A 23,252-nucleotide genomic window follows, 5' to 3' on the forward strand; every position below is an offset into this window, starting at 1 on the left:
TTAACGCATGCTGACCAGTGTTTGCAGAATTTGATCCTGCGTCTTGATGGTTTGGGCGTTAGATTGGTAGTTACGCTGGGCGACGATCATATTGACCAGCTCCTGGCTCATATCTACGTTTGAGGCTTCCAGCGCACCGCTGATCAGCTTACCGAAGTTACCTGAGCCTGCAAGTCCCACAACCGGACTACCTGATGCTCCGGATTCTGCCCAAATATTATCGCCCTGTGCAGCCAGACCTTCAGGGTTGGCAAAGTTTGCCAGTACCACCTGACCCAATACCTGATTTTGATCGTTGGAATAAGTACCGTAGATTTTACCGTCATTATCTACACGGTACTTGGTGAAATAACCTGCGGCATAACCATTCTGCTTTGGGTTATTGCTGGAACTTTGTGCAAGGCTCTGCTGCTTACTTCCATTTAAATCGATGGTGATTTTCGCTTCAGCATAACCATTCCGTGCAGGCATTATAAATGTGAATGGATCAATCGCGGTCATTTGGCCACTTGTAGTGAATGACAAATCACCCAATTCTTTAGCTTCAGAATCTGTTACAGAAGTATCCTGGGCATGAACTTTCCATTTATTATTTTCTGTTTTAACAAAAAATATGTTGAGATCATGCTGGCTACCCAAGCTATCGAAAATTTGCATGGGTGTACTGAAATTAAACGTATCTTTCTCGTCTGGTTTTAATTTTTTTGTAATGGCTTTTTCCGTTGAGTTCAGGTTAACTGACAACGAAATTTTGTCCGTTGCTTTCGCATCCATCATTGCCGTTGGGATCGAAATCGGCCCTACTGCACCACCTTGTTGAATGACGCCGTTCACCGCCGGATAACCCGTCAGTTTCATACCCTGCATATTGAGCAGGTTGCGGTCTGAATCCAGATTGAACTGACCGTTACGGGAATAGAAAATATTACCGTTGGAATCCTCCATGCGGAAAAAACCGCCTTGTGTGATTGCCATATCCAATTGGCGGTTAGTTGTCGTGGTTGAGCCGTCTTTAAAATTCTGAACCATGCCAGAAACCTTAACACCCAAGCCCACTTCTGAGCCGCTGAAAACGTCCGCAAAGGAAGCAGAGCTGGACTTAAATCCGTATGTTGCCGAGTTTGCGATATTATTACCAATAACGTCTAAGTTGCTCGCTGCGGCATTCAAGCCACTGACCGCTTGTGAAAAAGACATATGTCCTCCGTTTAACTAAAGAATCTGACGAACTTCGCCCATGCTTACCGTACCCACCAGCCCTAAATCCAATTTAGTGCTATTCTCCTGCCGCACAACGCCTTGAACCTTGGCATGTCTCAGGGAATTGACCATCAACGTTTGATCTTGTTGGCTTGCGTAAACGCTGAAGTTATAAGCGCCTTGTTCCACTGCATTGCCGTCTGCGTCTTTGCCATCCCATCTGAAGCTATGTAAACCAGCATTCAAATATTCAGATGAATTAGGATCTAATTTATTGAATTCCATCTCCCGAACGACTGCGCCACTTTTATCCCTGATAGTCACTTTGACGATATCGGCAGGTCGGTTCAGTTCATAGCCCAACGGTGATGCGTCGATGTTCTTCTCCCCGTTGAAACCAACCAAAACCTCATTGCCAGGAACCATGACACCTCGACCAATCACTGCCACCGTTTGCATCGCATGATTACTGTCCATTTGTCCGACAATGGAACCCAGCGTCTTATTGAGTTTTTCAATCCCCTCAACCGTACTGATCTGCGCAATCTGTGAAGTCAATTCACTGTTTTGCATTGGGTTGGTTGGATCTTGGTTTTTAAGCTGAGCAACCAATATATTCAAGAAGCTATCTTTAATATCACCACTATTTTGCGGTTTTTGGTTGGTCAATTTAGCGAGTTCACCGACTGCCGAATTATCCAATGATTCATTAATTGAAGAGGTAATTCCCATAACGATATTCCTGTTACTGGCCCAATGTCAGGGTTTTCAACATGATGGATTTGGTGGTATTAAGCACTTCAACGTTCGCCTGATAACTGCGGGAAGCTGAGATGGTATTGACCATTTCCCCAACCACATCCACATTCGGCATACGGACATAACCTTTTTCATCGGCTAGCGGGTGGCCTGGCTGATATTCAAGGCGGAAAGGTGAAGGATCATCCACCACTTCACTAACGCGAACGCCGCCCACCTCTTGGCCTGCTGGAGCGGCGACACGAAAGACCACTTGTTTGGCACGGTATGGTTCGCCATCCGGCCCAACAACGCTGTCGGCATTCGCCATATTGCTGGCGCTGACATTCAGTCGCTGGGACTGGGCAGAAAGCGCCGAGCTGGCAATATCAAAAATACTGAGTAGAGACATTCCCATTATCCTTGTGACTGTAGAACTGACATCATGCTTTTGATTTGTGCATTGGTCATAGTGAGTTCAGCCTGATATTTCAAGCTATTATCTGCAAAATTGCTGCGTTCTATATCCATGTCAACGGTATTTCCATCCATAGCTGTCTGGTATGGCACCCGATACAGCAGATCCATCTCCAGACGTTTTTGAGGTTGTACGGGAATATGTCGATCGGAAGTCAGAGTTAGCCCAATTCCATTCCCCGTTACACGACCATGTGCCATGACTTTTTTCAGTTGGGCAGCAAAATCGATATCACGCGCCTGATAGCCAGGGGTATCCGCATTGGCAATGTTGGCAGACAAAATTTCCTGCCGCTGGTTGCGGAGTGCCAGCGCTTCTTGTCGAAATTGAAAGGCGGCGTCTAATTTATCGAGCATATTCCTCCCTCGGATTTGTTCTGTCGGGGAGAATCCCCAAACCGCTAACAGAATAAACGGAGAAAAAAAAGGTAATTCGAAGAATAGAAACAAATTGAATTGCTATTTATCCCATTAACGAATAATCAATCGAGTTACACTACTAACACCCAACCGGTGCTGAATATTTTTTGCAATCATGGTTCGCTAACAGGATTTAAGGTGGTGAAATGCCTGCATTAAAGCTTATCGGGCTCCTTGCCTTTTTCCTTAATCTATTTTTTGTTTTCGGTAGTGCTTTAGCTTGGGGAAACAACATACCGCAGTTAATGGATGATTATTTCAGGCAGATCCATCACGCATCGAATCATAAAGTCTCAGTGGAGATCAAAACACCTGAGCAACAATGGCCAATTTGTGAACTCCCTGAAATACAACCATTACTTGGCAATAAAAATTGGGGTAATCTTTCCGTCCCTGTAACTTGTGGTCAGCAACGCCGTTTTATTCAGGTTTATGTCAATGTCATCGGCCCTTATTTGGTTTCTAAACGAGCAATTAACCGTAACATAGTCCTGACAGAAAAAGATTTTCAGGTAAAAACGGGATCTTTAGATAAGCTGCCAAACGACATAATCCGTAACAGAAAAGCCATACAAAATGGTATTGCGCTGCGCAATATACCTGCCGGACAATTCATTACACGTAATATGATCCGACGTCCCTGGGCAATTAAAGCTGGGCAAAATGTGGTTGTCACCGTAGATGGACACCATTTTCAGGTGCGTTACGAAGGAAAAGCGATTAACAATGCCGCGAGTTTTGATAATATCCGTATCCGCCTGAACTCCGGACAGGTTATTACTGGTGAAGCACAAGAAAATGGCAGTGTAAAAATGATGTTATAAATGGCTAAAGTTTTATTTCCTTAAGCCGATATAACCAACAGACCATGATTTACAGGCATGCCAGCGGTATATCGCCTGCTACCTAAGACAAATAAATAATGCCTGATTAAAGGATGACGATTATGAGTATTGAACGCACTCAACCTCTACTGGCTATGGCTGCTTTACAGCAACGCGCCAATGAAGGTGCTCAGAGCACTCGCAGAATTGTGGCTGTTGCAGAAAAAAGCGCAGATACACAAGTTAAGCTGAGCGAAGCGCAGAAAAAGCTCGTTCAGCCAAGCAGTCAGGATATTAATATCCAGAAAGTGCAACAATTGAAAGAAGCCATTGCAAAGGGAACCCTAACGATGGACAGCGGTAAAATTGCTGATGCTCTATTCAGGGAGGCCCTTGAAAACATGGAATATGATAAATAAACACTAAAATCTAAAGAGCCCTAAATGGAAGAACTTCAACTCTTGCTTGAACAGCAAAGCATGCACTTAAATTCGCTTTCGCAAACTATGGCAGAAGAACAGCGCATATTGGGCGAAGGCTTTATTGAGGTGAATCATTTACATCGCGTGACGGAACAAAAGACATTTTTACTTTCAGCACTCGATCACGCTGAACGAAAACGCCGGCAATTAAATGAAACGCTGAAAATAAATGCTCCTTATGCTAACTACGAAAGACTAGCAGTATTATGGAGTCAAATTAGTCAATCTGTTGAACATATCCGTGATTTAAATTCACATAACGGATTTTTATTGGAACAACATATTGAGTTGAACGGTCAAACAATCGCTTTTCTGAAAGCTCACCACAGCCCTTCTCTTTATGGTGCAGACGGCCAAGCCCGTCATCATTCAGCGCTATCAGGCCACAAGATCAGCGTTTGAACATTCGATTACTGCTTAAGCAGTAAGCTCTACAGACCTCTTGGTTTACTGACAATGATAAGGGGTCTGTTTCTGTATACCTGCATTATTCATAACTCATGGTGAATGTTGCTGTCGCATTTACTGTTCCCTCCTTAACGTTACCATACCGATAATAACGCGCTTTTAAAGGAATATTGACAGGCCCTTCTGTTATAGTTTCGATATATTCAATTTTTTTACCAAGGGGAATAGGAACTGCCTTTTTACCATCCAAAATCTGAATTCCCACCCCTCTGGCTGTATTAGCATGAGGATTAAGTTTGATAATCCCCTGTTGAGGGGCGTAAGCTCCTTGAGAACCCGCCTGTAAAAGCATATTAACTTTGATGCGTGCATCACAATTTAAAGGTATATCAAATGCTTTTTCCGCTGCGGTGGAGCCCACTTTAGGTAACTGCATACTCGTTATCGGCTCTAATACAACAGGAATTGGATTGTTATCAAAGGCACAAGATCGTGATTCAACGACTATATTCCCTGTGCTGAACTGCCCTATTTCGATATATTTACCTGAACCTCGTTCACCAGAATTTCGTAGATTGACCGTCGCGGTTGCCACAGGCTGGGAAGGATATTGACCAGGTCTGACTTGACCTATGCGGTAAAATAAAAGTGCAATTCCAACACTCATTTTTCCGCCCTGATCTCGCAAAGCAACAGTTTTAAGTACCGTACTATTACTATTTCCTCGAATATACTTTCTATCACCAGGGTCTCCAGTTAATCCTCTAATTGCATACCCAATGCCACTATTGCCCAAAGGAAAAATTTTTCTGCCATTAATCATTTTTGCCGGCACTCCATACGCTTTGATACCAAGAACAGCCTCAATTTTGTCCAAAGACTTCCCGTAACAAGCAATCACAGGGCTTGCATCCATTCTCAATCTATCATTCGATTTTTCCAGTTCTTGATCTACAGGCACATCTACCGGCAGCGATATCTTATATGAATTCAATGTTTGTGAAGGTGCTGTACAAAAAACATCAGTATAAGCATATCCCGCACAGGAGGATAAAAATATGGGTATAAATAGTAGCCATGAAGGAATTGATATATTCACAAGTAATCCCTTATATAAATTATTGTTATGTTGTACTTCCGAAAACGCTATGATGATTTACTTTTATGGATGACAATCAACGTTTGTTGAAATCACCATTGCTTTACTTTTCGGCAAAAGAAAACGCGCTTTACATTGTTCAAACTGCCCACTTCCCCATTGAACAAAGAGTTCTCCCTGTTCTGGCACACCACCGAAATAAACCTCTCCCCCGTTACCAACGATGCCTTGATTAGCAGTAAGGGAACGCAATGTATTTTCTTCGTTCAAAGTTGCTATTGCGCCAAAAGGGATAGGGTTACCCTGATAAGTCAAGGTGAACAATACCCTGCGACCGATCCGTGTTTGGAAGTCAGCCAAAACCATAGCTCCCTGTGTTGGAATAACCGTCTGGATATTGGAGCCAATCTCCACGCCTTCCCCAAAAGAATCCGGCAACAGAGCGATACGATTACGGTGATAAGGGCTGACATAAGGTAATACAGCATAACCGTGTCCATCCGTTTCAACACCGCTATAGCCAGTAACCTTAACGCCGGTAGCCCCAGACGTTTTGACTAAAACAATCGTCTCCCCCAACGGTTGCGACAAAGTCAAACCATGACGATGAGCAACTACGCCTCCTCTAAGGCCATAACTCATCTGCTGTGAATCATCACCGTAGTGATATCCACCGGACAGTACTCCATAACAACCTTTATAGTTAAGGTTGATATCGCTGCTCGTACCCTGACCATCATTGCTGTGATTCTGTTGCAGCGAGTAATTTAGTCTACCCAAGCCCGTGCCACTCAATCCAATTGATTGGTTGATATCGCCACGGCGATTATGATTGATGCTATAAGTTGCCCAGCTATCCGGTAGCCAACGGTCTAGCGGGATCTGTATATTAAACGCTAACTGGTTATCTGCCATTGTGTCCCCTGAACTCCTATTTTGAGTGTAATTCAGGGTGTAATGGATATTGGCATGATTTACGCTGTACCCGACATTCAAACTGCGGGTAGTATTTCTGCTTTCCCAATCATTCTGCACATAACCGGAAAAATAGAGACTGCCATAATCTGACAAACTTTGACTCAGTGTGAACTGAAATTTATGTTTATTTTGATGTGACAGCTCATCATACGCCCCTCTGGTATTGACGTCCTGAAATTGGTAAAAATGCGGTGAAGGGTAATAATGACTGGTCAGAGACAAATTCGTGCCAGTCTGTTCGAAGTCTTTAGTATATTGCGCCCGATAGCCCCAACCTCGTTGTTGACCTTGATTGATAATATCAACCTGCGACTGTGTGATATCAAACGCCAGTGATCCCCAGTAACCAAGGCTGTAACCTATGCCAACTGCATACGCCTGATATTTTGACGATAATAACATTCCGCCATACAAGGTTGTTGCATATGGCAGGCCGTAATAAATTTCGCTCTGCATAAAGAATGGCTGATCGGCACCTGCAAGCGAATTGCGGTATTCCCCCATTGTAAAGTTGTATTTTAAATTCCCTTCCCTCAACATCACAGGAATTGATGAAAATGGTTGAACAAAATGGCGTTCACGACCATCGGCTTCTCGGATCACAACATCCAAATTTCCCCCAGAAGAGGTTGGATAAAGATCATCAATGACAAAAGCACCAGGTGGAACATTAACCTGATAAATGATGTACCCGTTTTGACGAATAGTGATTTGCGCATTACTTTCTGCGATCCCCCGCACAACGGGGGCAAATCCCCGTTGACTATCCGGCAGCATGTTATCGTCCGACATCAAGGTCATTCCCCGAAAGGCAAATCCGCTAAACAAATCCCCTTGTGTATTGGTTTCACCAACCACGAGCTGGCTTTTTAGGACATGAATATCACGCTGCAAAGATGTACTTAGATTTTCCCAACGGGATTTATCACGACTATTTTTATTTCTGCCAAAATTTCGATAATAGGTAGAATAATTTCGTAAACGCCAGTTTCCCCAATTCAAACCACTACGTAGATTCATATAAAAATTATTCGCACCAGAACTGTTTTTACCCCAAGTGTTGATCCCATTTAAATCATAACTAGCCCATAACGCTGATTCCCCTTGCTGCCAAAGTGATGAATCAATCGCATCGCCAGCTATCGTTGCCATCGCCGCCTGAGGAACGGTGATCAGTAGGGTTTGTTGGCTCACTTGGAATGATGTACTGGCATAAGGAATAACATCAGATAAATCAGATAATTGCCCTTCTGGCTCCAAATCAGGAAAAGCAGATGTATTGATCCCCCAGTCCATCAATTGTTGAACAGATAAGACAGGTTGCAGTTTCTTTCCTGTACCTATCACAAATTGGATATTCTGAGTGCCTTTATCCTGATCATTAACACGGATAGCAACTCTGTATGTTCCTGGTGCACTACCCCCTTTTTCTGCAAAATAACTTAAATCAGGCGGTGGAGCGGAGGGATCATCGATTTCCAACGCATTAAGATCAAAATATTCACTGGCATACCCAATAGCAGGCATTACCAGCATCAACAACAACAACCGGTAAACAGCAGGAATAATCAAACGCATGACATCAAGCATCTTCTAACTGATAGGCTATTATATGGACGATAATGTTTGGTATTGAGGCTCGGTGATACCACCATAATCATTAATGGCTCTCCAGATAATGCGATTACCGGAGTTTACAGGTAACGACCATTGTCGACTGCTGAAGGGTGCCACCATGCCAGCTTCCGGTATTGCATCTTTTCCAAGTTTGATGTCATAAAAGGAGACATAAAAAGGTGTTGGATTTTGCACCACCAATTGCCCTGCTTGCCGAGAAAAAATAAGTTGTTGATAAGCTTTTGCTGCAAGTTGCTCTGTCAATCCTTCTGGACGATAAAAGAGTTTTATCCGGTTTTTCAGCGAGATCAGCAAACGATTTGATTCATCATTTTTCAAAGCAGGAATAGCCTTAACGTTAAGCCAAAAGATAGATTCACGATCTTGTAGCAATGTATTATCCAATAGAATAATTCGCAGACGATTCTCCTGTTCACCATCCAGACGAAATAAAGGTGGTGTGACTAAAAATGGCGCTTTTTGACCCGAAGATCCAACCGCTGGAGTAAATATATCTACCCAAGACTGAATGAGGTATACATCATCTTTGCTATCATTGATGACAGAAATAGCGACTTCACGTTGCGAGGCTTCATAGATCACTCTGGTACTACTCAGTGCTATTCCAGCATAGGCAGGGGGGGTAAGGAAAACAGGCAGAAAAAATAATAGCCCGACCCAAAAATGTTTCGACATAATAATTCTATCCCTACATGAATTCAAAATAAGGAATATTCCCACCAAATGCAGTGGGAATATCACAGATATAATCAAAAAAAGAAAATGGGAATGTAAGGAGTTAGAATTAGTCGTATTCTACTGTGAATGCGGCTCTCGCCTGAACCTGGCCAGAGGTAATATTATTTTTATCTTTTGTTGCTACATATTTAGCAATAAATTGCAATTCTTTAGAAGTGTCTTTAGTAGTTAAAGTCTCCACTGTCACAGGTGAGCCTCCTATTACGATTTGCTCCCCTGATTTCTTATAAATACCAATACCAACACCCTTTGCGGAAGACCCCGAAGCAATATTTTCTAATACCTTGTTATTATCACGATCTTGCGTACCAGTAAATTTAATCTTTACTGAAGAATCACCCGATGACTCACAATCACTCAGCTTAATTTTAAAAGGCGTATCACCGTTAACATCACCTGCTCTTGTAAAATCGCCCACACCAACATCAGCCATCATAACATTACCCTCCTCCCCAGCTACAGCAGTAGAACATGTTCCTTTAGTCACTTTACCGGTAAAAGTAATACTGCCATTGTTATTAATAGCAAATGCAGAAACAATCATAGAGCTCCAAATTGCCACGACAATAGCTGATTTTACTAATAACTTCATTTAATTATTCCATTTATATTATGTGTGTAAAACCCATCGAAATGCACATGCCTTTCGATTAAAATCCTATAAAAATTAATAAATTAAAAGCCAAAAACCTCATTCATTCCATTTCAGAATTTAATAAATATAATCCTTTAAATCAGGGGATTCTTAACAAAGATATTTTTAGTGATTAAAAGAGAAATGGAGATGTATTTATTTCCATATACATTTATTTCCATATATATTTCAGCCCAAATACTGGTCTGATAATTTTTATTCTTCCCGTCAACTCATGTGATTTATATGTATAAAAATTACAAAATTCGCTTTTTTGATTAAAAAACACCCACCACGTTATGATCTCCCTGTTTCATTTTATTATAAAAGATTTCACTTATAACAAGATATTATATGAACAAGAACAATAAAATCACTATTTTCGAAGGAGCAAAGATACACTAACTCATTTTATCATTAAAATTGTTATTAACTATTTATTAGAAACAATTGATAGATAAAAACTATTGAAATACTTATTTCGATCGCTACATACTGTCAATGAGTTAAAAATTGTGATTTTTAGTTCAAATAGCAAACAGATTATGGGATTTAAAATTCATTTGAATATCATGCAAAAATGGGTTTTCGGCTTTAAGCACGATATTTTTCTAAGCGTTTTACTATGTTAAAAGTTATATTTTCAATATAAAAAAGTTATGATTTAGTTAACATTTAGACTTATAAATAACACACAATGGTTATTATTTTATTGGTGATATGAATTTTAAATTCATCTGAAAAAATGCCACTACATATTCATTTAATAAATAATTCAAGGATTGTACAATCAATTTTTTATATCTTCTATTATTGACGTGGGAGAAATTGGAGAATAGCCCATATGAGTAATAAACAACAATAAATTATTTTTTTCGGAGCAGCCCCTTATAACTCGATTTTAAGTTAAAAGGGCTTTCAGAAGGATAAATTTTAATAGCTACTTCTCTTCCAGTTTTCTCATCAATTATAGTTCTAGCAGGCAATTCTCCCCATTTTGCCCTTGCATCAACAATATTAAACATAACTTCACCTTCTTTCTCTATCCTTAAATGTGCTGGAGGAATGACTGTATTTTCATTTTCCATACGAGGTCTTTTGGCAGCACTGGGACCTCTTTCTTCTAGATCAATCCAATCGGAATAAAGCCCAGGCCCCATCGCCCATATCGTTTCAGATCTGCGCGAATCTGGATCTTTTCTCCAATTTTCCCATCCTTTTGATACTCCTACATGCAGTATATGCAATCTGTTTTCCATCTTTATCAATAACGCTATTATTTTTCTTGATTTAGCAGGAGCAGCAACAATGGCATTGCCAAAATTCTCTATTGTCCAGTTAGCTCCTGAGACATCACCAAAAGCAATCTCGTCCGAGATTTCAATATTTCCAAATATCGCTTTTCTTTCCAAAATTTGATCTATGTTATGAGATCTATCATCTGATAAAAACTTGGGAAAAGAACTGGCAAGCTCTACATCAACATCAAGATAAATTCCCCCTTGTGCAAAAAGGATAACTAAACGCGCAATATCACTTGCTGATGCGTAATTATGATAAAATCCGTTTAGTTGTCGATGATACACCGAATGTAAACACCTAATTTTTTCTTTATCCATATAACCATTTAAAGAAAAGAATGCTTTATCTATATCTTTGGAATCATGAAAATGATATCCTGTTTTAAATAATTGGTTAATATCCACATCTATTTCTTTTAGAGAATATATCGTTTTGAAAAATAAATCATTTTTAGGCCCCCACAAATGAATCTCAAAATTTGGATTTTCAGCCTTAACATTAATAATATTTCTTAAAAAATCCTCCGGAATTTCACTTCCTGCCCAAAAGTAATGTATTTTTTTAGGAATATTCATTTTCTTTTCTCCAAATATTTTCTATTAAATGGACTTCTGTTTCATATTATTTTTTCTTTAGCAATGAATTTTATAAGGTAGTATTTACAGCTCATTACTGCAATATATAAACGATGACGATAGCGATGTAAAGAAGAAAAAAATAAAGGCACACTATCAAAAAGGTGTTTTATTATGAAATATCCCCCCCCTGATAAAAGAGGTTTTTCGATGCACTAAATAGCATTTCATAATAGTAATACTCTCATTTTTTATATTATTTCAATGCATTATATGATGAGCGCTTTGGGGGGATTTTCACATACACGATAAGTGACAGATAAAGACTGACAAACCTTATCAAAATAATAAGGTTTGTCACAAGACAGTTGAAGTTACCTCGCACCACCAATCGTTGCCGTCATTCTGATTTGACGATTGTCAGTGATTTCGAGGTTGGACAGCACAACCAACCGAGGCAGTACACGACGCAAGAAACGAGACAACAGTGGACGAAGTGCATGGTTGACCAATAATACCGGTGGCGCTCCAAGCATTTCTTGACGCTCCAATGCTTCTGCTGCCTGACGTTCCAAACTTTCTGCCAAACCTGGTTCCAATCCGCCGCCATTTTGCAGTGCTTGCAGCAGTAATCTTTCCAAACCGGTATCTAATCCAATAACTTTGATTTCGTCTGCACCTGGGAACCATTGCTGGGCTATCGCCCTGCCAAGCGCGATTCGGATCATGGCAGTCAATTCATAAGGATCTTTCTGTACCGGAGCATGTTCTGCCAGTGTTTCAATAATAGTGCGCATATCGCGGATCGGCACTTGTTCCGCCAGTAAGTTTTGCAGGACTTTATGCAACGTTGTCAGGCTCACAACATCAGGAATGAAATCTTCTGTCAGTTTCGGCATTTCCTGGCTAACACGCTCAAACAATTGTTGCGCTTCCTGTCTTCCAAACAGCTCACTAGAATGCTGGGATAGCAAATGGTTTAGGTGAGTTGCCACAACCGTACTGGCCGCCACAACAGTATAACCTTGCACCTGCGCTTGTTCTTTTAGGCTGTCATCAATCCAGACAGCAGCCAGACCAAAGGCGGGATCTGTCGTCAAGTCACCTTGCAGTTCACCTATAGCGCCACCCGGATTAATCGCCAACCAACGTCCCGGATGTGCTTCGCCACGCCCAATTTCTACACCTTTCATCATGATACGGTAGCTGGCTGGTGCCAATTCAAGGTTGTCACGAATATGCACGACCGGTGGCAGATATCCCACTTCTTGCGCAAATTTTTTACGAATACCACTAATACGGCCAAGCAATTCACCGTTTTGGCGGAAATCCACCATTGGGATCAAACGATAGCCCACTTCCATTCCCAGTGGATCTTCCAATTGCACATCAGACCATGAAGCTTCAGCAGTTTGTTGTTGTTCTTCTACCGCTTTCATTTCTTCATGTTGCATTACCAACGGATTTTTGTCTTTACGTAATAGAAAATACCCCCCTCCGGCCAAGGCCGCCGTGAATAACAGAAAGACGAAATTAGGCATTCCCGGCACCAATCCAAGCAGACCAAGGACACCCGCACTCAACATCATTACTTTAGGGTTGTTGAAAAGCTGGGTCACCATTTGCTGGCCAACATCTTCGTCCGTCGCTACGCGAGTTACGATAACACCTGCCGCCGTGGAGATGATTAATGCCGGCAACTGGGCAACCAATCCATCACCGATGGTCAGCAAGGTATAGGCTTCCGCTGCATCACCTAAGGATAAATTGTGTTGAGCAACACCAACGATTAAGCCACCAATGATGTTAATTACCAATATCATCAATCCGGCAATCGCATCGCCACGTACGAATTTACTCGCACCGTCCATTGAACCGTAGAAATCCGCTTCTTGTGTAACCTCTGCACGACGCTTTTTAGCTTCATCTTCGCCAATCAACCCAGCGTTCAAATCAGCATCAATCGCCATCTGTTTACCAGGCATTCCATCCAATACAAAACGCGCACCGACTTCTGCAATACGTCCTGCACCTTTAGTAATGACCATAAAGTTAATCAGGATCAAGATGACGAAAACCACGATACCAATGGCAAAATTACCGCCAACAAGGAAATGGCCAAAAGCTTCCACAACTTGCCCTGCTGCGGCAGATCCCGTGTGTCCTTCCATCAGGATAATTCGCGTGGAAGCGACGTTAAGTGACAGGCGTAATAAGGTTGAGAACAGCAAAATTGTCGGAAATGCAGCAAAATCTAGTGTCCTGCGGGTGAACATTGCCACCAGCAAAACCATGATCGAAAGCGCGATGTTGAAAGTGAATAGCAGATCAAGCAGAAATGGTGGCAGTGGCAATACCATCATCGACAAGATCATGAGGATCAGTACAGGCCCTGCAAGCATTTGCCACTGGGAGCCTTTCATATTTCCCGGAAAACGATTTCCCGATAAACGAAACAATGAGGCCAGATTAGCCATGACGATTATTTTCTCCAGCAAAATCCAGTGCTGGTGGCACTGGCAGATTTTCAGGTTTTTTCGGTTTCAGGCCACCTTCCTGTTTCCAACGTTTCAATTGGTAAACCCAGGCAAGCACTTCTGCGACGGCAGCATAGAGCGCCGCAGGAATAACCCCACCTACCTCAGCATGGCGAAACAACGCCCGTGCCAAGGGGGGAGCTTCCAGTAATGGAATACGATTTTCCACACCCATTTCTTTAATGCGCAAGGCAATGAGACCCGCCCCTTTTGCCAATACTTTGGGGGCGCTCATTTTTTTGCTGTCATACTGCAAGGCAACGGCGTAATGAGTCGGGTTGGTGACAATAACATCCGCTTTCGGTACGTCTGCCATCATGCGCTTACGCGCAGCCGCTCGCTGCTGTTGACGAATTCTTGCCTTTACATGTGGGTCCCCTTCTTGCTCCTTAAATTCATCCTTGATCTCCTGACGGGTCATTCTCAATTTTTTCAAGTGGCTGCGGATCTGATAAAACACATCAAACGCCACCATGGGTATCAACATAAATAAGACAATATAACTGGCAAAAATTAGCATCATCATGGCATCGCTCAAGGCTATCAGCGGGTGCTGAGCAGTCAGATTGAGCATAGTTGGCCAATTAAGCCAGATAAACAAGGCCGCACCACCTCCCACCAGCGATGCCTTCAAGATGGCTTTAAATAATTCCGCCAGCGCATTCATGGAGAAGATCTTCTTCAAACCAGAGATGGGATTTAGCTTAGTCAAATCAAATTTGATGGATTTTGAACTGAATAGCAGCCCCCCCATCAATGCTGGTGCACTGAGGGCAATCAATACCAATCCGATAAAAACGGGCAGCAATGCCCAAACCGCTTGTTTCAGTAACCGACCAACTTGTTGCACCATCTGTTTGTCGTTACTGACCATGCTATGGTCGAAGTTGAATCCTTCAAATACCATCAAGGAAAGTTCATGGGTCATCGATTGTCCACTCATCCAAAGCAAGCTTACCCCTCCTGCCAACATCAGGATTGAAGTGAGTTCCTTAGAACGTGCAATTTGACCCTCTTTGCGCGCTTTTTCCCGTTTATGGGGTGTGGGTTCTTCGGTTTTTTCGAGATCGCTATCTTCAGCCACAGCTTTCCTTGGTGAGCATTCGTGATTACATGCAGAAAATTTGCCTTTAGGAGAAGGCAAATAAAATTATGTTAAGCATGACAAAAGCCCAAAAATTCAATGGCAGGAACACTGCAAAATTTGCGGGGGTATTTGAGGCATTATGACAACTGTCTTGGATTGAGATGGCTGTCAGCAGCCATCTCAAATCACTTTTCAATCCGTTTTAACTGGCGTCTTAATGTCAAGGCTATCGGCATTAACGTCACGAATATGATCTTTCGTCAGGCGATAAACAACCGGACTGAGAAAGGCAATTGCTATCAGATTAGGGATCGCCATCATGGCATTAAGGGTATCCGCCAGCAACCAGACAAAGGTTAACGACTGAGTCGCCCCAATCGGCAAGGCGATAATCCAAGCGATACGGAAAGGGACTATGGCTTTTGGCCCCAATAAATATTGGACACATTTCTCACCATAAAAACTCCATCCCAAGATGGTTGTAAAGGCGAAAATAGCCAGGGCAATAGCAACGATATAGTTACCTCCTGGAAGCACCGCTGAGAAGGAAGCTGCGGTCAATGTTGCACCTGTTTGACCAGTCAACCAGCCACCAGTAATAATAATGGTCAAACCCGTCACGGAACAGACGATGATCGTATCAATAAAGGTTCCCAACATAGCAATCAACCCCTGACGAATAGGGTTTTGCGTTTTTGCCACTGCATGAGCAATAGGCGCACTTCCCATCCCCGCTTCGTTAGAGAATACACCACGGGCAATACCAAAACGGATTGCCGCCCAAACGGCTGCACCAGCAAATCCCCCTTGTGCCGCAACAGGTGTGAAAGCTGATTTGACAATTAAAGTAAGTGCATCGGGAATAGCTGTAAAATTAAGTGCCAAAACGATAACTCCCGCGCCAAAGTAACCGACCGTCATAATAGGCACTAACTTACCAGCAACATCAGAAATACGCTTAATACCGCCAATTAACACGGCACCAACCAGAACGACCAAGATTCCGGCCGTTATGGTTTTTTCAATACCAAAATTACTTTGCAATACGTCAGCGACGGAGTTGGCTTGTACTGTATTGCCGATACCAAAACCCGCAATACTGCCAAAGAAAGCAAAGAGTGTTCCCAGCCAAACCCATTTTTTTCCCAAGCCATTTTTGATGTAATACATCGGACCGCCAACGTAATTACCGTTTTTATCGGTTTCACGGAAACGTACCGCCAGTACCGCTTCCGAATATTTCGTCGCCATGCCCACTAATGCGGTCATCCACATCCAGAACATAGCTCCTGGCCCACCCATCACAATGGCTGTCGCCACTCCTGCAATATTTCCAGTCCCGATTGTTGCTGACAATGCGGTCATTAGTGCGTTAAAAGGTGAAATCTGGCCTTCACCCCGTTGTTCATTTTTTTGAAAGAGTAATTTGAACCCCGTGCCTAATTTACGGATTGGTAAGAAGGACAAGCGGATTTGCATGAAAATACCAATACCCAAAAGCCCAATTAGCATGGGAACACCCCATACTATCCCATTTAGTGCAGCTAACCATTGTGTAATCAATTCCATATACACCCTCGGCATTCAATGTAACAAGTTGGCAACAAAATCATTTCAATTAAATAAAAGAGCATTTTGAAGAAATAAGCGAGGATTAATTGGCTATCTTTGGTAAGAAAAAATTGATACTGTGAGTTGAATCACTCGTTATGGTTATTCTTTATCAATTACATTGATAATAATTCTTGTTACATTACTTATTCTGATATCGCCCCTCCGGTTAGCCAATTTTTATCTCGGCATTAAATAAATTAAAGGTTTTTTATAGCAAATAAATAGGTATTATTTGTCTTTCACATCGTTCCCAGAGTAACTAAAGGATTCTCGGTGGCAAGAGTTGGTTACATCAGAGTGTCAACAAATGACCAAAATAGTGATTTACAAAGAAATGCGTTAATCAGTATTAACTGTGAACTGATTTTTGAAGACAAAATCAGTGGGAAAACAGCTAATCGTCCAGGGCTAAAACGAGCCTTAAAGCACCTTAAGTCTGGCGACACACTGGTGGTTTGGAAATTGGATCGACTGGGGCGCAGTGTGAAGAATCTGGTCACACTCATTTCAGAATTGCATGAACGCGGGGTGCATTTTCAAAGCCTGACTGACAGTATTGATACCAGTACGGCAATGGGAAGGTTTTTCTTCCATGTGATGAGTGCCCTGGCAGAAATGGAACGTGAACTGATTGTAGAAAGAACCAATGCAGGTTTAGCCGCAGCACGGGAACAGGGGCGAATTGGTGGACGACCAGTCGTGTTTACCGAGGAGAATCGACAACAAGCCGCGAGATTACTGAATAAAGGGCATGGCCGCAAGCAGTTGTCGATTATTTATAATGTATCGTTATCAACAATTTATAAGTACTTACCCGTAGGGGAAATGGTTAATTAGTTTATAAATTCTTTTATCAGACTAACCCACTCTGCTGGCTTCTCAATTTGTACCGCGTGACCACTATTAATCTCTTTATATGTACTATTGTTAATATTCTTATAAACTTCACGTACCAAATAAGGCGGGATTAACGTATCACTGTTTAATCCAATAACCAGCGTATTTTTATCTATTTGAGCAAGATACTCTTTTATATCGATGGATAATCCCAAAGCAATACGTTTTTCTATCTTTTTTTCTGCCGGTTGAGAGCAAATCCGTTGTATGGTTTCATGTCCCAATGATGAAATAAATTCAGGACTTAGGGCATGTGATAAAGCGAAAGCCATTGCTGATGCTTTATCATTCAATTCCAAATGTAACCAAGTATTGAATATCAATTGGTGGCGAGGATCATGATTTGTCGCCCATGGGGCGGTCAATATCAATTTATCAATGAGATTTGGATATTTGGCTGCTACAACTGCCGCAACGACTGCACCCAGAGAAACACCGACTAAATCAACAGGAATATTACTGCTGTCTTCTATCACAGCAGCAACTTGTGCCGCCAAGTGCTCAACAGTCAATGTTTCTGGTGGTAGTTCAGAATTTCCACATCCTGCATAATCGGGGATTATGACAGCTCGGTCACTGATAAATGCTTTTTTTATCTCGCCAAAGCTACTGTTACCGCTGCTATTTGTGCCATGCAGGAAGACTATTGGTTTTTTGTTACTTTGCTTATTTTCTGGAAATACCTTGCGGTAAGAAACCAATGAATCTTTCAACTTAATGACTTTATCAATCGACTCCACAATGTTTTCCTCTGCACTAATGCCGTTGGAGCAGGCGCTTGGTCAGCTATCCTGCTCACCCAAGCGCACTTAAAATATAAAAATTCCGTTCGTTAAAACAATTATACTCGCTATCAAAAACCTAAACTATCCAATAAATCATCAACCTGTTCTTGGTTGGTAATAACACCAGCACCATTCTGGTTAACTTGAGGGCCGTTAAGAAGGCTGTCGTTCTCTTTTTTTGCTTTAGCCATCTGATCAGAAGGCATATTTTCCATTAATACCATGACCAACTGTTTTTCCAGCTCCTGAATGACCTCCATCATCCGCTTAATGACCTGCCCAGTAAGATCCTGAAAATCTTGCGCCATCATAATCTCAAGCAATTGGGTGTTGGTAAATGAGACATGATCAGGGACGAGATGCAGATAGTTTCTTGTGTCCGTTACCAGTGAGCGGGCATCGGTCAGATCCAAGTTCTTCGGGTTTGCAAACCACTCATCCCAACGTTGGGTTAAGGCTTTTGCTGAAGCTTCCAATTCGTTCTGACGAGGCTGGGCTACTTCAACGCAGTTCAATACCCTTTCAGCCGCTTGTGCCGTCATTTGAACGACGTAATTCAATCGCTCTCTTGCATCTGGGATCGCCTCAGCCGCCTGAGCGATGGTTTGATCCAATCCCAGCTCACGTAAACTATCGCGCAGCATTCTGGTTAACTGCCCAATACGGCTGATTATCTCACTGGTCGAGATCGCCTCACTTCTCGGCATGACTGGATTTTCACTCATTTTGTCTCCTTAGAGCCCCAGTTTTTCAAAAATTTTATTGAGTTTCTCTTCCAAAATAGCCGCAGTAAACGGTTTCACTACATAACCGCTGGCTCCAGCTTGTGCTGCTGCAATAATGTTTTCTTTTTTTGCCTCTGCCGTTACCATCAGAACAGGTAAGGCTGCCAGTTTTTCTTCACTGCGGATCATTTTCAACAATTCGAGACCATCAACATTTGGCATGTTCCAGTCAGAAATAACAAAATCAAATTCGGCAGTGCGGAGTTTAGTCAACGCTTCTGCCCCATCCTGTGCTTCATCTACATTGTTGAACCCCAACTCTTTCAGCAGATTACGCACAATTCGACGCATAGTTGAAAAGTCATCAACGACCAAAAATCTCAAATCCTTACTTGCCATAAAAACTCCTTGGAATTTCACTTACCCAGCAGCACAGCGCTGCAAAAATTAACATCAAATACAACTACCAAATACAACGACTAAATACGAACCGATTGCCCCGCACTGATTTTAGCCAGCATAGTTTTACTGATTTTTTGAAGATCCATGATTTCATCCACCGCCCCTAACTGGATCGCGGCACGTGGCATTCCAAATACGACACAACTTTTTTCACTTTGAGCTAATGTGTAAGCCCCTGCTTGCTTCATTTCCAGCAAGCCCGCCGCACCATCATTACCCATACCGGTTAAAATAACGCCTACCGAATTGCGTCCGGCATATTTAGCAACAGAACGAAAGAGAACATCAACAGAAGGACGATGGCGATTAACTGGCTGGGCATGGGTTATCATGATTTGATAATTGGCACCACTGCGGCAAAGTTCCATATGACGATCGCCAGGTGCAATGTAGGCATGCCCTGGCAGAACGCGTTCCCCATCCTCAGCTTCTTTTACCGTGATCTGGCTCAGTTTATTAAGTCTTTCAGCAAAAGAACGGGTGAAACCCGCAGGCATATGTTGAGTAATCAATAAAGCCGGACTGGTGATCGGCAGGGGTTGCAGCAGGTTTTTGATTGCCTCTGTTCCTCCTGTTGACGCCCCTACCGCGATCAGTTTTTCACTGGATAGTAGTGGCTTGAAATTCAATGGTGCTGTACTTACGGACGCCGGTTCCGCAAGACTGATTTTAGCCTGAGCGGCGGCACGGATTTTTTCGGCAATCAGTTCGCTATAAGCCAGCATACCTTCACGGATCCCCAGTTGTGGTTTGGTCACAAAGTCCACCGCACCCAATTCCAGTGCTTTCAATGTGATTTCCGAACCTTTTGCGGTCAGAGAAGACACCATCACCACAGGCATCGGGCGTAACCGCATTAATTTTTCTAAAAAATCAATGCCATCCATGCGTGGCATCTCAACATCTAAGGTTAATACCTGCGGATTGTGTCTTTTGATTAAATCGCGGGCAACGAATGGATCCGGCGCACAATCCACGACTTCCATATCAGGGTGACTATTGATAATTTCCCGCATGATTTGACGCATTAACGCCGAATCATCCACACACAGAACAGTTATTTTATTCATGACCCCTCCTTGCCCGACCTACACCGTAAACGGTCTGTCCTTGCAAGTAGAACTCTCGGCTGATTTGAGTGACGTTTTCGGAATGCCCTGCAAAGAGCAAACCATCCGGTTTTAAGAAATTGACAAAATTACGCAAGATCCTTTCCTGTGTCTTTTTATCGAAATAAATCATCACATTACGGCAGAATATTGCATCAAACTTACCTTCGAGTGCCCAATCAGAATCGAGCAGATTCAAATGCTGAAAACTCACTAGCTCAGCAAGCAAAGGACGAACCCGTGCATACCCTTCAAAGCGATCAACCCCTTTGAAAAAATATTTTTTCTTCTGGCTTTCACTCAGATACTGCAATTCTTCCAGCCGATAAACACCCCGCCTGGCTTTTTCCAGCACACTGGTATCAATATCACTGCCAATGATTTTTATCCGATTTGACCGATGCCCCAGTGCATCACACAAGGTCATTGCAATAGAATATGGCTCCTCTCCCGTTGAAGCGGCAGCACTCCAAACGCGGTATGTCCCACTATTTTTCCTGCTGGCATGCGCCGCCAGAATAGGAAAATGATGGGATTCCCTGAAAAATGCGGTGAGATTTGTGGTCAATGCATTAATGAAAGATTCCCATTCTTTACTGTGGCTGTTTTGTTCCAGAATCGACAAGTATTGACCAAAATCATTAAGCTCCAATACACGAAGCCGCCTGACTAAACGGTTATATACCATCTCACGCTTATTTTTCGCCAGTACTATGCCAGCCCGTTGATAGATAAACTGGCAGATGCGATCAAATTGCGCATCCGACAAAGCATGCCGCTGAAGCATAAAGTTCAGCGGTGCAGTAGCATCAGAATCTGAAGCTATTGAATTGGCTTTCATCTGACCTCAGCGTAGTTGACTCACAACATGCTCATCAGTCATGTTTGATGTAGCGGTCTCTTGATAAGCGTACTCATCTTCCAAACTGTCAGGCAGTTCAAATTGAGCAACGGTTTTCACCAATATGTCTGCCTTATCTTCAAGGGCAGCAGCGGCAGCGGCAGATTGTTCCACCAATGCAGCATTTTGCTGTGTGACTTGATCCATCTGACTGACAGCTTGAGCAACTTGATGAATGCCACGACTCTGTTCATCAGAAGCAGCAGCAATTTCAGCCATTAAATCAGTCACCTGATTCACCGATCTAACTAATTCATCCATCGTTTGTCCCGCATTGTTCACTAACTCTGAACCCTGATTAACTCGATGGACAGATTCATCAATTAACGTTTTGATTTCTTTCGCGGCTTCGGCACTACGTTGCGCCAGATCACGTACTTCACCGGCTACTACAGAGAACCCACGCCCTTGCTCACCAGCACGTGCCGCTTCAACGGCAGCATTCAATGCCAGAATATTGGTCTGGAAAGCGATACCATCAATAACACTGATGATGGCGCTGATTTTCTTCGAACTTTTGGCGATTTCATCCATAGTTACCACAACACTTGTGGTCAGTTCACCACCTTTTGAAGCAGTCTGGGAAGCCGATATCGCCAGTTCGCTGGCTTGACGCGCATTTTCTGCGTTCTGTTTAACGGTAACAGTCAACTCTTCCATACTGGCAGCCGTTTCTTCCAGTGATGCTGCTTGTTGTTCTGTACGTGAAGATAAGTCCGTATTGCCCTGAGTGATCTCTTGAATGCCAGAATACATCTGGTTGGTATTTTCGCGAACAGCAGCAATGGATTTGATTAATGATGACTGCATGTCGCGGAGTTTTCGGAAAATATCACCAATTTCATCATTAGTGAAAACAGCAATTTTTTTATCCAAACGCCCTTCAGCTACATCCTGGAAACAAGCTCTCATATTCGAAAACGGTCTGAGCAGATTACGTTTCAACCACCAATTAGCTGCTACTGAAACCACAAATACCATCAAAACAGCACCAAAAAACATGACAATGGATACTTTGTAGTAAAATTGTCCCTCAGAAACCGCTGAGTTAATGTTAGCACCGAGAAACTGCATATAGTTGTTAAATGCAACTTCCATCTTACGCTGGTAATCTTCTGTAGGTTGATCAAGGAAAGCCTGAAAATTACCTTCATAAAGATAAGTTTTTAGTTCTTTTAATGCATTGATATATTCTTGATAAGAGTGTTCAACCGCAGTTAATAAAGCTGCACCATGATCAGTTTGTTCCATCCGAGGTAGTGAACTGAATTTGGCAAAATTCCGGTCTGCGTCATTCATTGAGCCTTTGAGTAACGCTTCCATTGCCTCTATCTGCGTTTGTGGTTGCCCCACTTTGTGGGCTATTGCGATTTTGTTCAAAGTATTACGCGTTTGCAACAATGCCGACCAACTCAAGCTAAGGGTATCTCTCCGTTGAGTTCCCAGATCAATTCTTTCGATATATGTCTGGTCTGTATGAATTATTCCCAGAGACAAACCACTCGAAATAATTTGCATAACACAAAACATCATCAGTAACAGATACAAACTGGTTGATATGCGAAGCTTGCCTAACATGTAATCACCTCGTTTAACGGCTGCATTATGCAGCCGTGGTTATC

Annotated in this window: 22 protein-coding genes; 4 read left to right on the forward strand and 18 right to left on the reverse strand. The window is 42.5% G+C overall.

Annotation, left to right across the window (positions count from 1 at the left end; genetic code table 11):
- Genes flgE through flgB form a run of 4 tightly spaced genes read right to left on the reverse strand, consistent with a single transcriptional unit; the run spans nucleotide 1 to nucleotide 2,772 of the window.
- Nucleotides 1-1,197 (reverse strand): flagellar hook protein FlgE, encoded by a 1,197-nt coding sequence (gene flgE / locus Xish_RS00960; protein ID WP_099116312.1) that lies wholly within the window; start codon nucleotides 1,195-1,197, stop codon nucleotides 1-3.
- A 15-nt stretch (nucleotides 1,198-1,212) separates the two neighbouring features.
- On the reverse strand, nucleotides 1,213-1,932 hold the full coding sequence (locus Xish_RS00965; protein WP_099116313.1) for a flagellar hook assembly protein FlgD: 720 nt from the start codon (nucleotides 1,930-1,932) through the stop codon (nucleotides 1,213-1,215).
- A gap of 13 nt (nucleotides 1,933-1,945) precedes the next feature.
- Nucleotides 1,946-2,350, reverse strand: coding sequence for a flagellar basal body rod protein FlgC (flgC, locus tag Xish_RS00970; RefSeq protein ID WP_074024370.1), 405 nt, complete (start codon nucleotides 2,348-2,350; stop codon nucleotides 1,946-1,948).
- A 5-nt stretch (nucleotides 2,351-2,355) separates the two neighbouring features.
- The gene (gene flgB, locus Xish_RS00975) at nucleotides 2,356-2,772 is read right to left on the reverse strand and encodes a flagellar basal body rod protein FlgB (protein ID WP_074024371.1); all 417 of its coding nucleotides are present in this window, start codon (nucleotides 2,770-2,772) and stop codon (nucleotides 2,356-2,358) included.
- Between the two features lie 209 nt (nucleotides 2,773-2,981).
- Between flgB and flgA the strand changes: the two genes are divergently transcribed.
- From flgA to Xish_RS00990, 3 genes are all read left to right on the forward strand, one after another.
- Nucleotides 2,982-3,659 (forward strand): flagellar basal body P-ring formation chaperone FlgA, encoded by a 678-nt coding sequence (gene flgA, locus Xish_RS00980; RefSeq protein WP_099116314.1) that lies wholly within the window; start codon nucleotides 2,982-2,984, stop codon nucleotides 3,657-3,659.
- 122 nt (nucleotides 3,660-3,781) lie between these two features.
- Nucleotides 3,782-4,078: a flagellar biosynthesis anti-sigma factor FlgM gene (flgM, locus tag Xish_RS00985; protein ID WP_099116315.1), complete on the forward strand. Its 297-nt coding sequence runs from the start codon at nucleotides 3,782-3,784 to the stop codon at nucleotides 4,076-4,078.
- Between the two features lie 24 nt (nucleotides 4,079-4,102).
- Nucleotides 4,103-4,543: a flagella synthesis protein FlgN gene (locus tag Xish_RS00990; RefSeq protein ID WP_099116316.1), complete on the forward strand. Its 441-nt coding sequence runs from the start codon at nucleotides 4,103-4,105 to the stop codon at nucleotides 4,541-4,543.
- A gap of 85 nt (nucleotides 4,544-4,628) precedes the next feature.
- Here Xish_RS00990 and Xish_RS00995 read toward each other — a convergent pair whose 3' ends face one another.
- The 8 genes from Xish_RS00995 to Xish_RS01030 all read right to left on the reverse strand — a co-directional run bounded on the left by Xish_RS00995 (nucleotide 4,629) and on the right by Xish_RS01030 (nucleotide 16,706).
- Entirely contained in the window at nucleotides 4,629-5,648 is a 1,020-nt protein-coding gene (locus Xish_RS00995; RefSeq protein WP_244185865.1) for a fimbrial protein, read from the reverse strand.
- Between the two features lie 63 nt (nucleotides 5,649-5,711).
- Nucleotides 5,712-8,204, reverse strand: a complete 2,493-nt coding sequence (locus tag Xish_RS01000; RefSeq protein ID WP_099116317.1) for a fimbria/pilus outer membrane usher protein — start codon at nucleotides 8,202-8,204, stop codon at nucleotides 5,712-5,714.
- Between the two features lie 30 nt (nucleotides 8,205-8,234).
- Nucleotides 8,235-8,939: a fimbrial biogenesis chaperone gene (locus Xish_RS01005; RefSeq protein WP_099116318.1), complete on the reverse strand. Its 705-nt coding sequence runs from the start codon at nucleotides 8,937-8,939 to the stop codon at nucleotides 8,235-8,237.
- Nucleotides 8,940-9,048: 109 nt separating this feature from the next.
- Nucleotides 9,049-9,594: a fimbrial protein gene (locus Xish_RS01010; protein ID WP_099116319.1), complete on the reverse strand. Its 546-nt coding sequence runs from the start codon at nucleotides 9,592-9,594 to the stop codon at nucleotides 9,049-9,051.
- Nucleotides 9,595-10,502: 908 nt separating this feature from the next.
- Complete coding sequence (locus tag Xish_RS01015) at nucleotides 10,503-11,513, reverse strand: glycosyltransferase family 32 protein (protein ID WP_099116320.1); 1,011 nt, start codon at nucleotides 11,511-11,513, stop codon at nucleotides 10,503-10,505.
- 374 nt (nucleotides 11,514-11,887) lie between these two features.
- Nucleotides 11,888-13,990: a flagellar biosynthesis protein FlhA gene (gene flhA / locus Xish_RS01020; protein WP_099116321.1), complete on the reverse strand. Its 2,103-nt coding sequence runs from the start codon at nucleotides 13,988-13,990 to the stop codon at nucleotides 11,888-11,890.
- Complete coding sequence (flhB, locus tag Xish_RS01025; protein ID WP_099116322.1) at nucleotides 13,983-15,134, reverse strand: flagellar biosynthesis protein FlhB; 1,152 nt, start codon at nucleotides 15,132-15,134, stop codon at nucleotides 13,983-13,985. The genes flhA and flhB overlap by 8 nt, the downstream gene beginning before the upstream one ends.
- Before the next feature lie 195 nt (nucleotides 15,135-15,329).
- Entirely contained in the window at nucleotides 15,330-16,706 is a 1,377-nt protein-coding gene (locus tag Xish_RS01030) for an alanine/glycine:cation symporter family protein (RefSeq protein WP_099116323.1), read from the reverse strand.
- Nucleotides 16,707-17,024: 318 nt separating this feature from the next.
- Between Xish_RS01030 and Xish_RS01035 the strand changes: the two genes are divergently transcribed.
- On the forward strand, nucleotides 17,025-17,588 hold the full coding sequence (locus tag Xish_RS01035; RefSeq protein ID WP_099116324.1) for a recombinase family protein: 564 nt from the start codon (nucleotides 17,025-17,027) through the stop codon (nucleotides 17,586-17,588).
- Here the strand turns inward: Xish_RS01035 and Xish_RS01040 are convergent.
- The 6 genes from Xish_RS01040 to Xish_RS01065 form a co-directional block, all read right to left on the reverse strand.
- Nucleotides 17,585-18,388: an alpha/beta fold hydrolase gene (locus Xish_RS01040; protein WP_244185866.1), complete on the reverse strand. Its 804-nt coding sequence runs from the start codon at nucleotides 18,386-18,388 to the stop codon at nucleotides 17,585-17,587. The genes Xish_RS01035 and Xish_RS01040 overlap by 4 nt on opposite strands.
- 113 nt (nucleotides 18,389-18,501) lie before the next feature.
- Nucleotides 18,502-19,158, reverse strand: a complete 657-nt coding sequence (cheZ, locus tag Xish_RS01045) for a protein phosphatase CheZ (RefSeq protein ID WP_099116325.1) — start codon at nucleotides 19,156-19,158, stop codon at nucleotides 18,502-18,504.
- A gap of 9 nt (nucleotides 19,159-19,167) precedes the next feature.
- Nucleotides 19,168-19,557 (reverse strand): chemotaxis response regulator CheY, encoded by a 390-nt coding sequence (cheY, locus tag Xish_RS01050; protein ID WP_099116326.1) that lies wholly within the window; start codon nucleotides 19,555-19,557, stop codon nucleotides 19,168-19,170.
- Between the two features lie 80 nt (nucleotides 19,558-19,637).
- On the reverse strand, nucleotides 19,638-20,690 hold the full coding sequence (locus tag Xish_RS01055) for a protein-glutamate methylesterase/protein-glutamine glutaminase (protein WP_099116327.1): 1,053 nt from the start codon (nucleotides 20,688-20,690) through the stop codon (nucleotides 19,638-19,640).
- Complete coding sequence (gene cheR / locus Xish_RS01060; RefSeq protein ID WP_099116328.1) at nucleotides 20,683-21,570, reverse strand: protein-glutamate O-methyltransferase CheR; 888 nt, start codon at nucleotides 21,568-21,570, stop codon at nucleotides 20,683-20,685. The genes Xish_RS01055 and cheR overlap by 8 nt, the downstream gene beginning before the upstream one ends.
- 6 nt (nucleotides 21,571-21,576) lie before the next feature.
- On the reverse strand, nucleotides 21,577-23,208 hold the full coding sequence (locus tag Xish_RS01065; RefSeq protein WP_099116329.1) for a methyl-accepting chemotaxis protein: 1,632 nt from the start codon (nucleotides 23,206-23,208) through the stop codon (nucleotides 21,577-21,579).
- Nucleotides 23,209-23,252: the final 44 nt, after the last annotated feature.

Origin of the sequence: Xenorhabdus ishibashii (assembly GCF_002632755.1) — a bacterium.
Lineage (GTDB): Bacteria > Pseudomonadota > Gammaproteobacteria > Enterobacterales > Enterobacteriaceae > Xenorhabdus > Xenorhabdus ishibashii.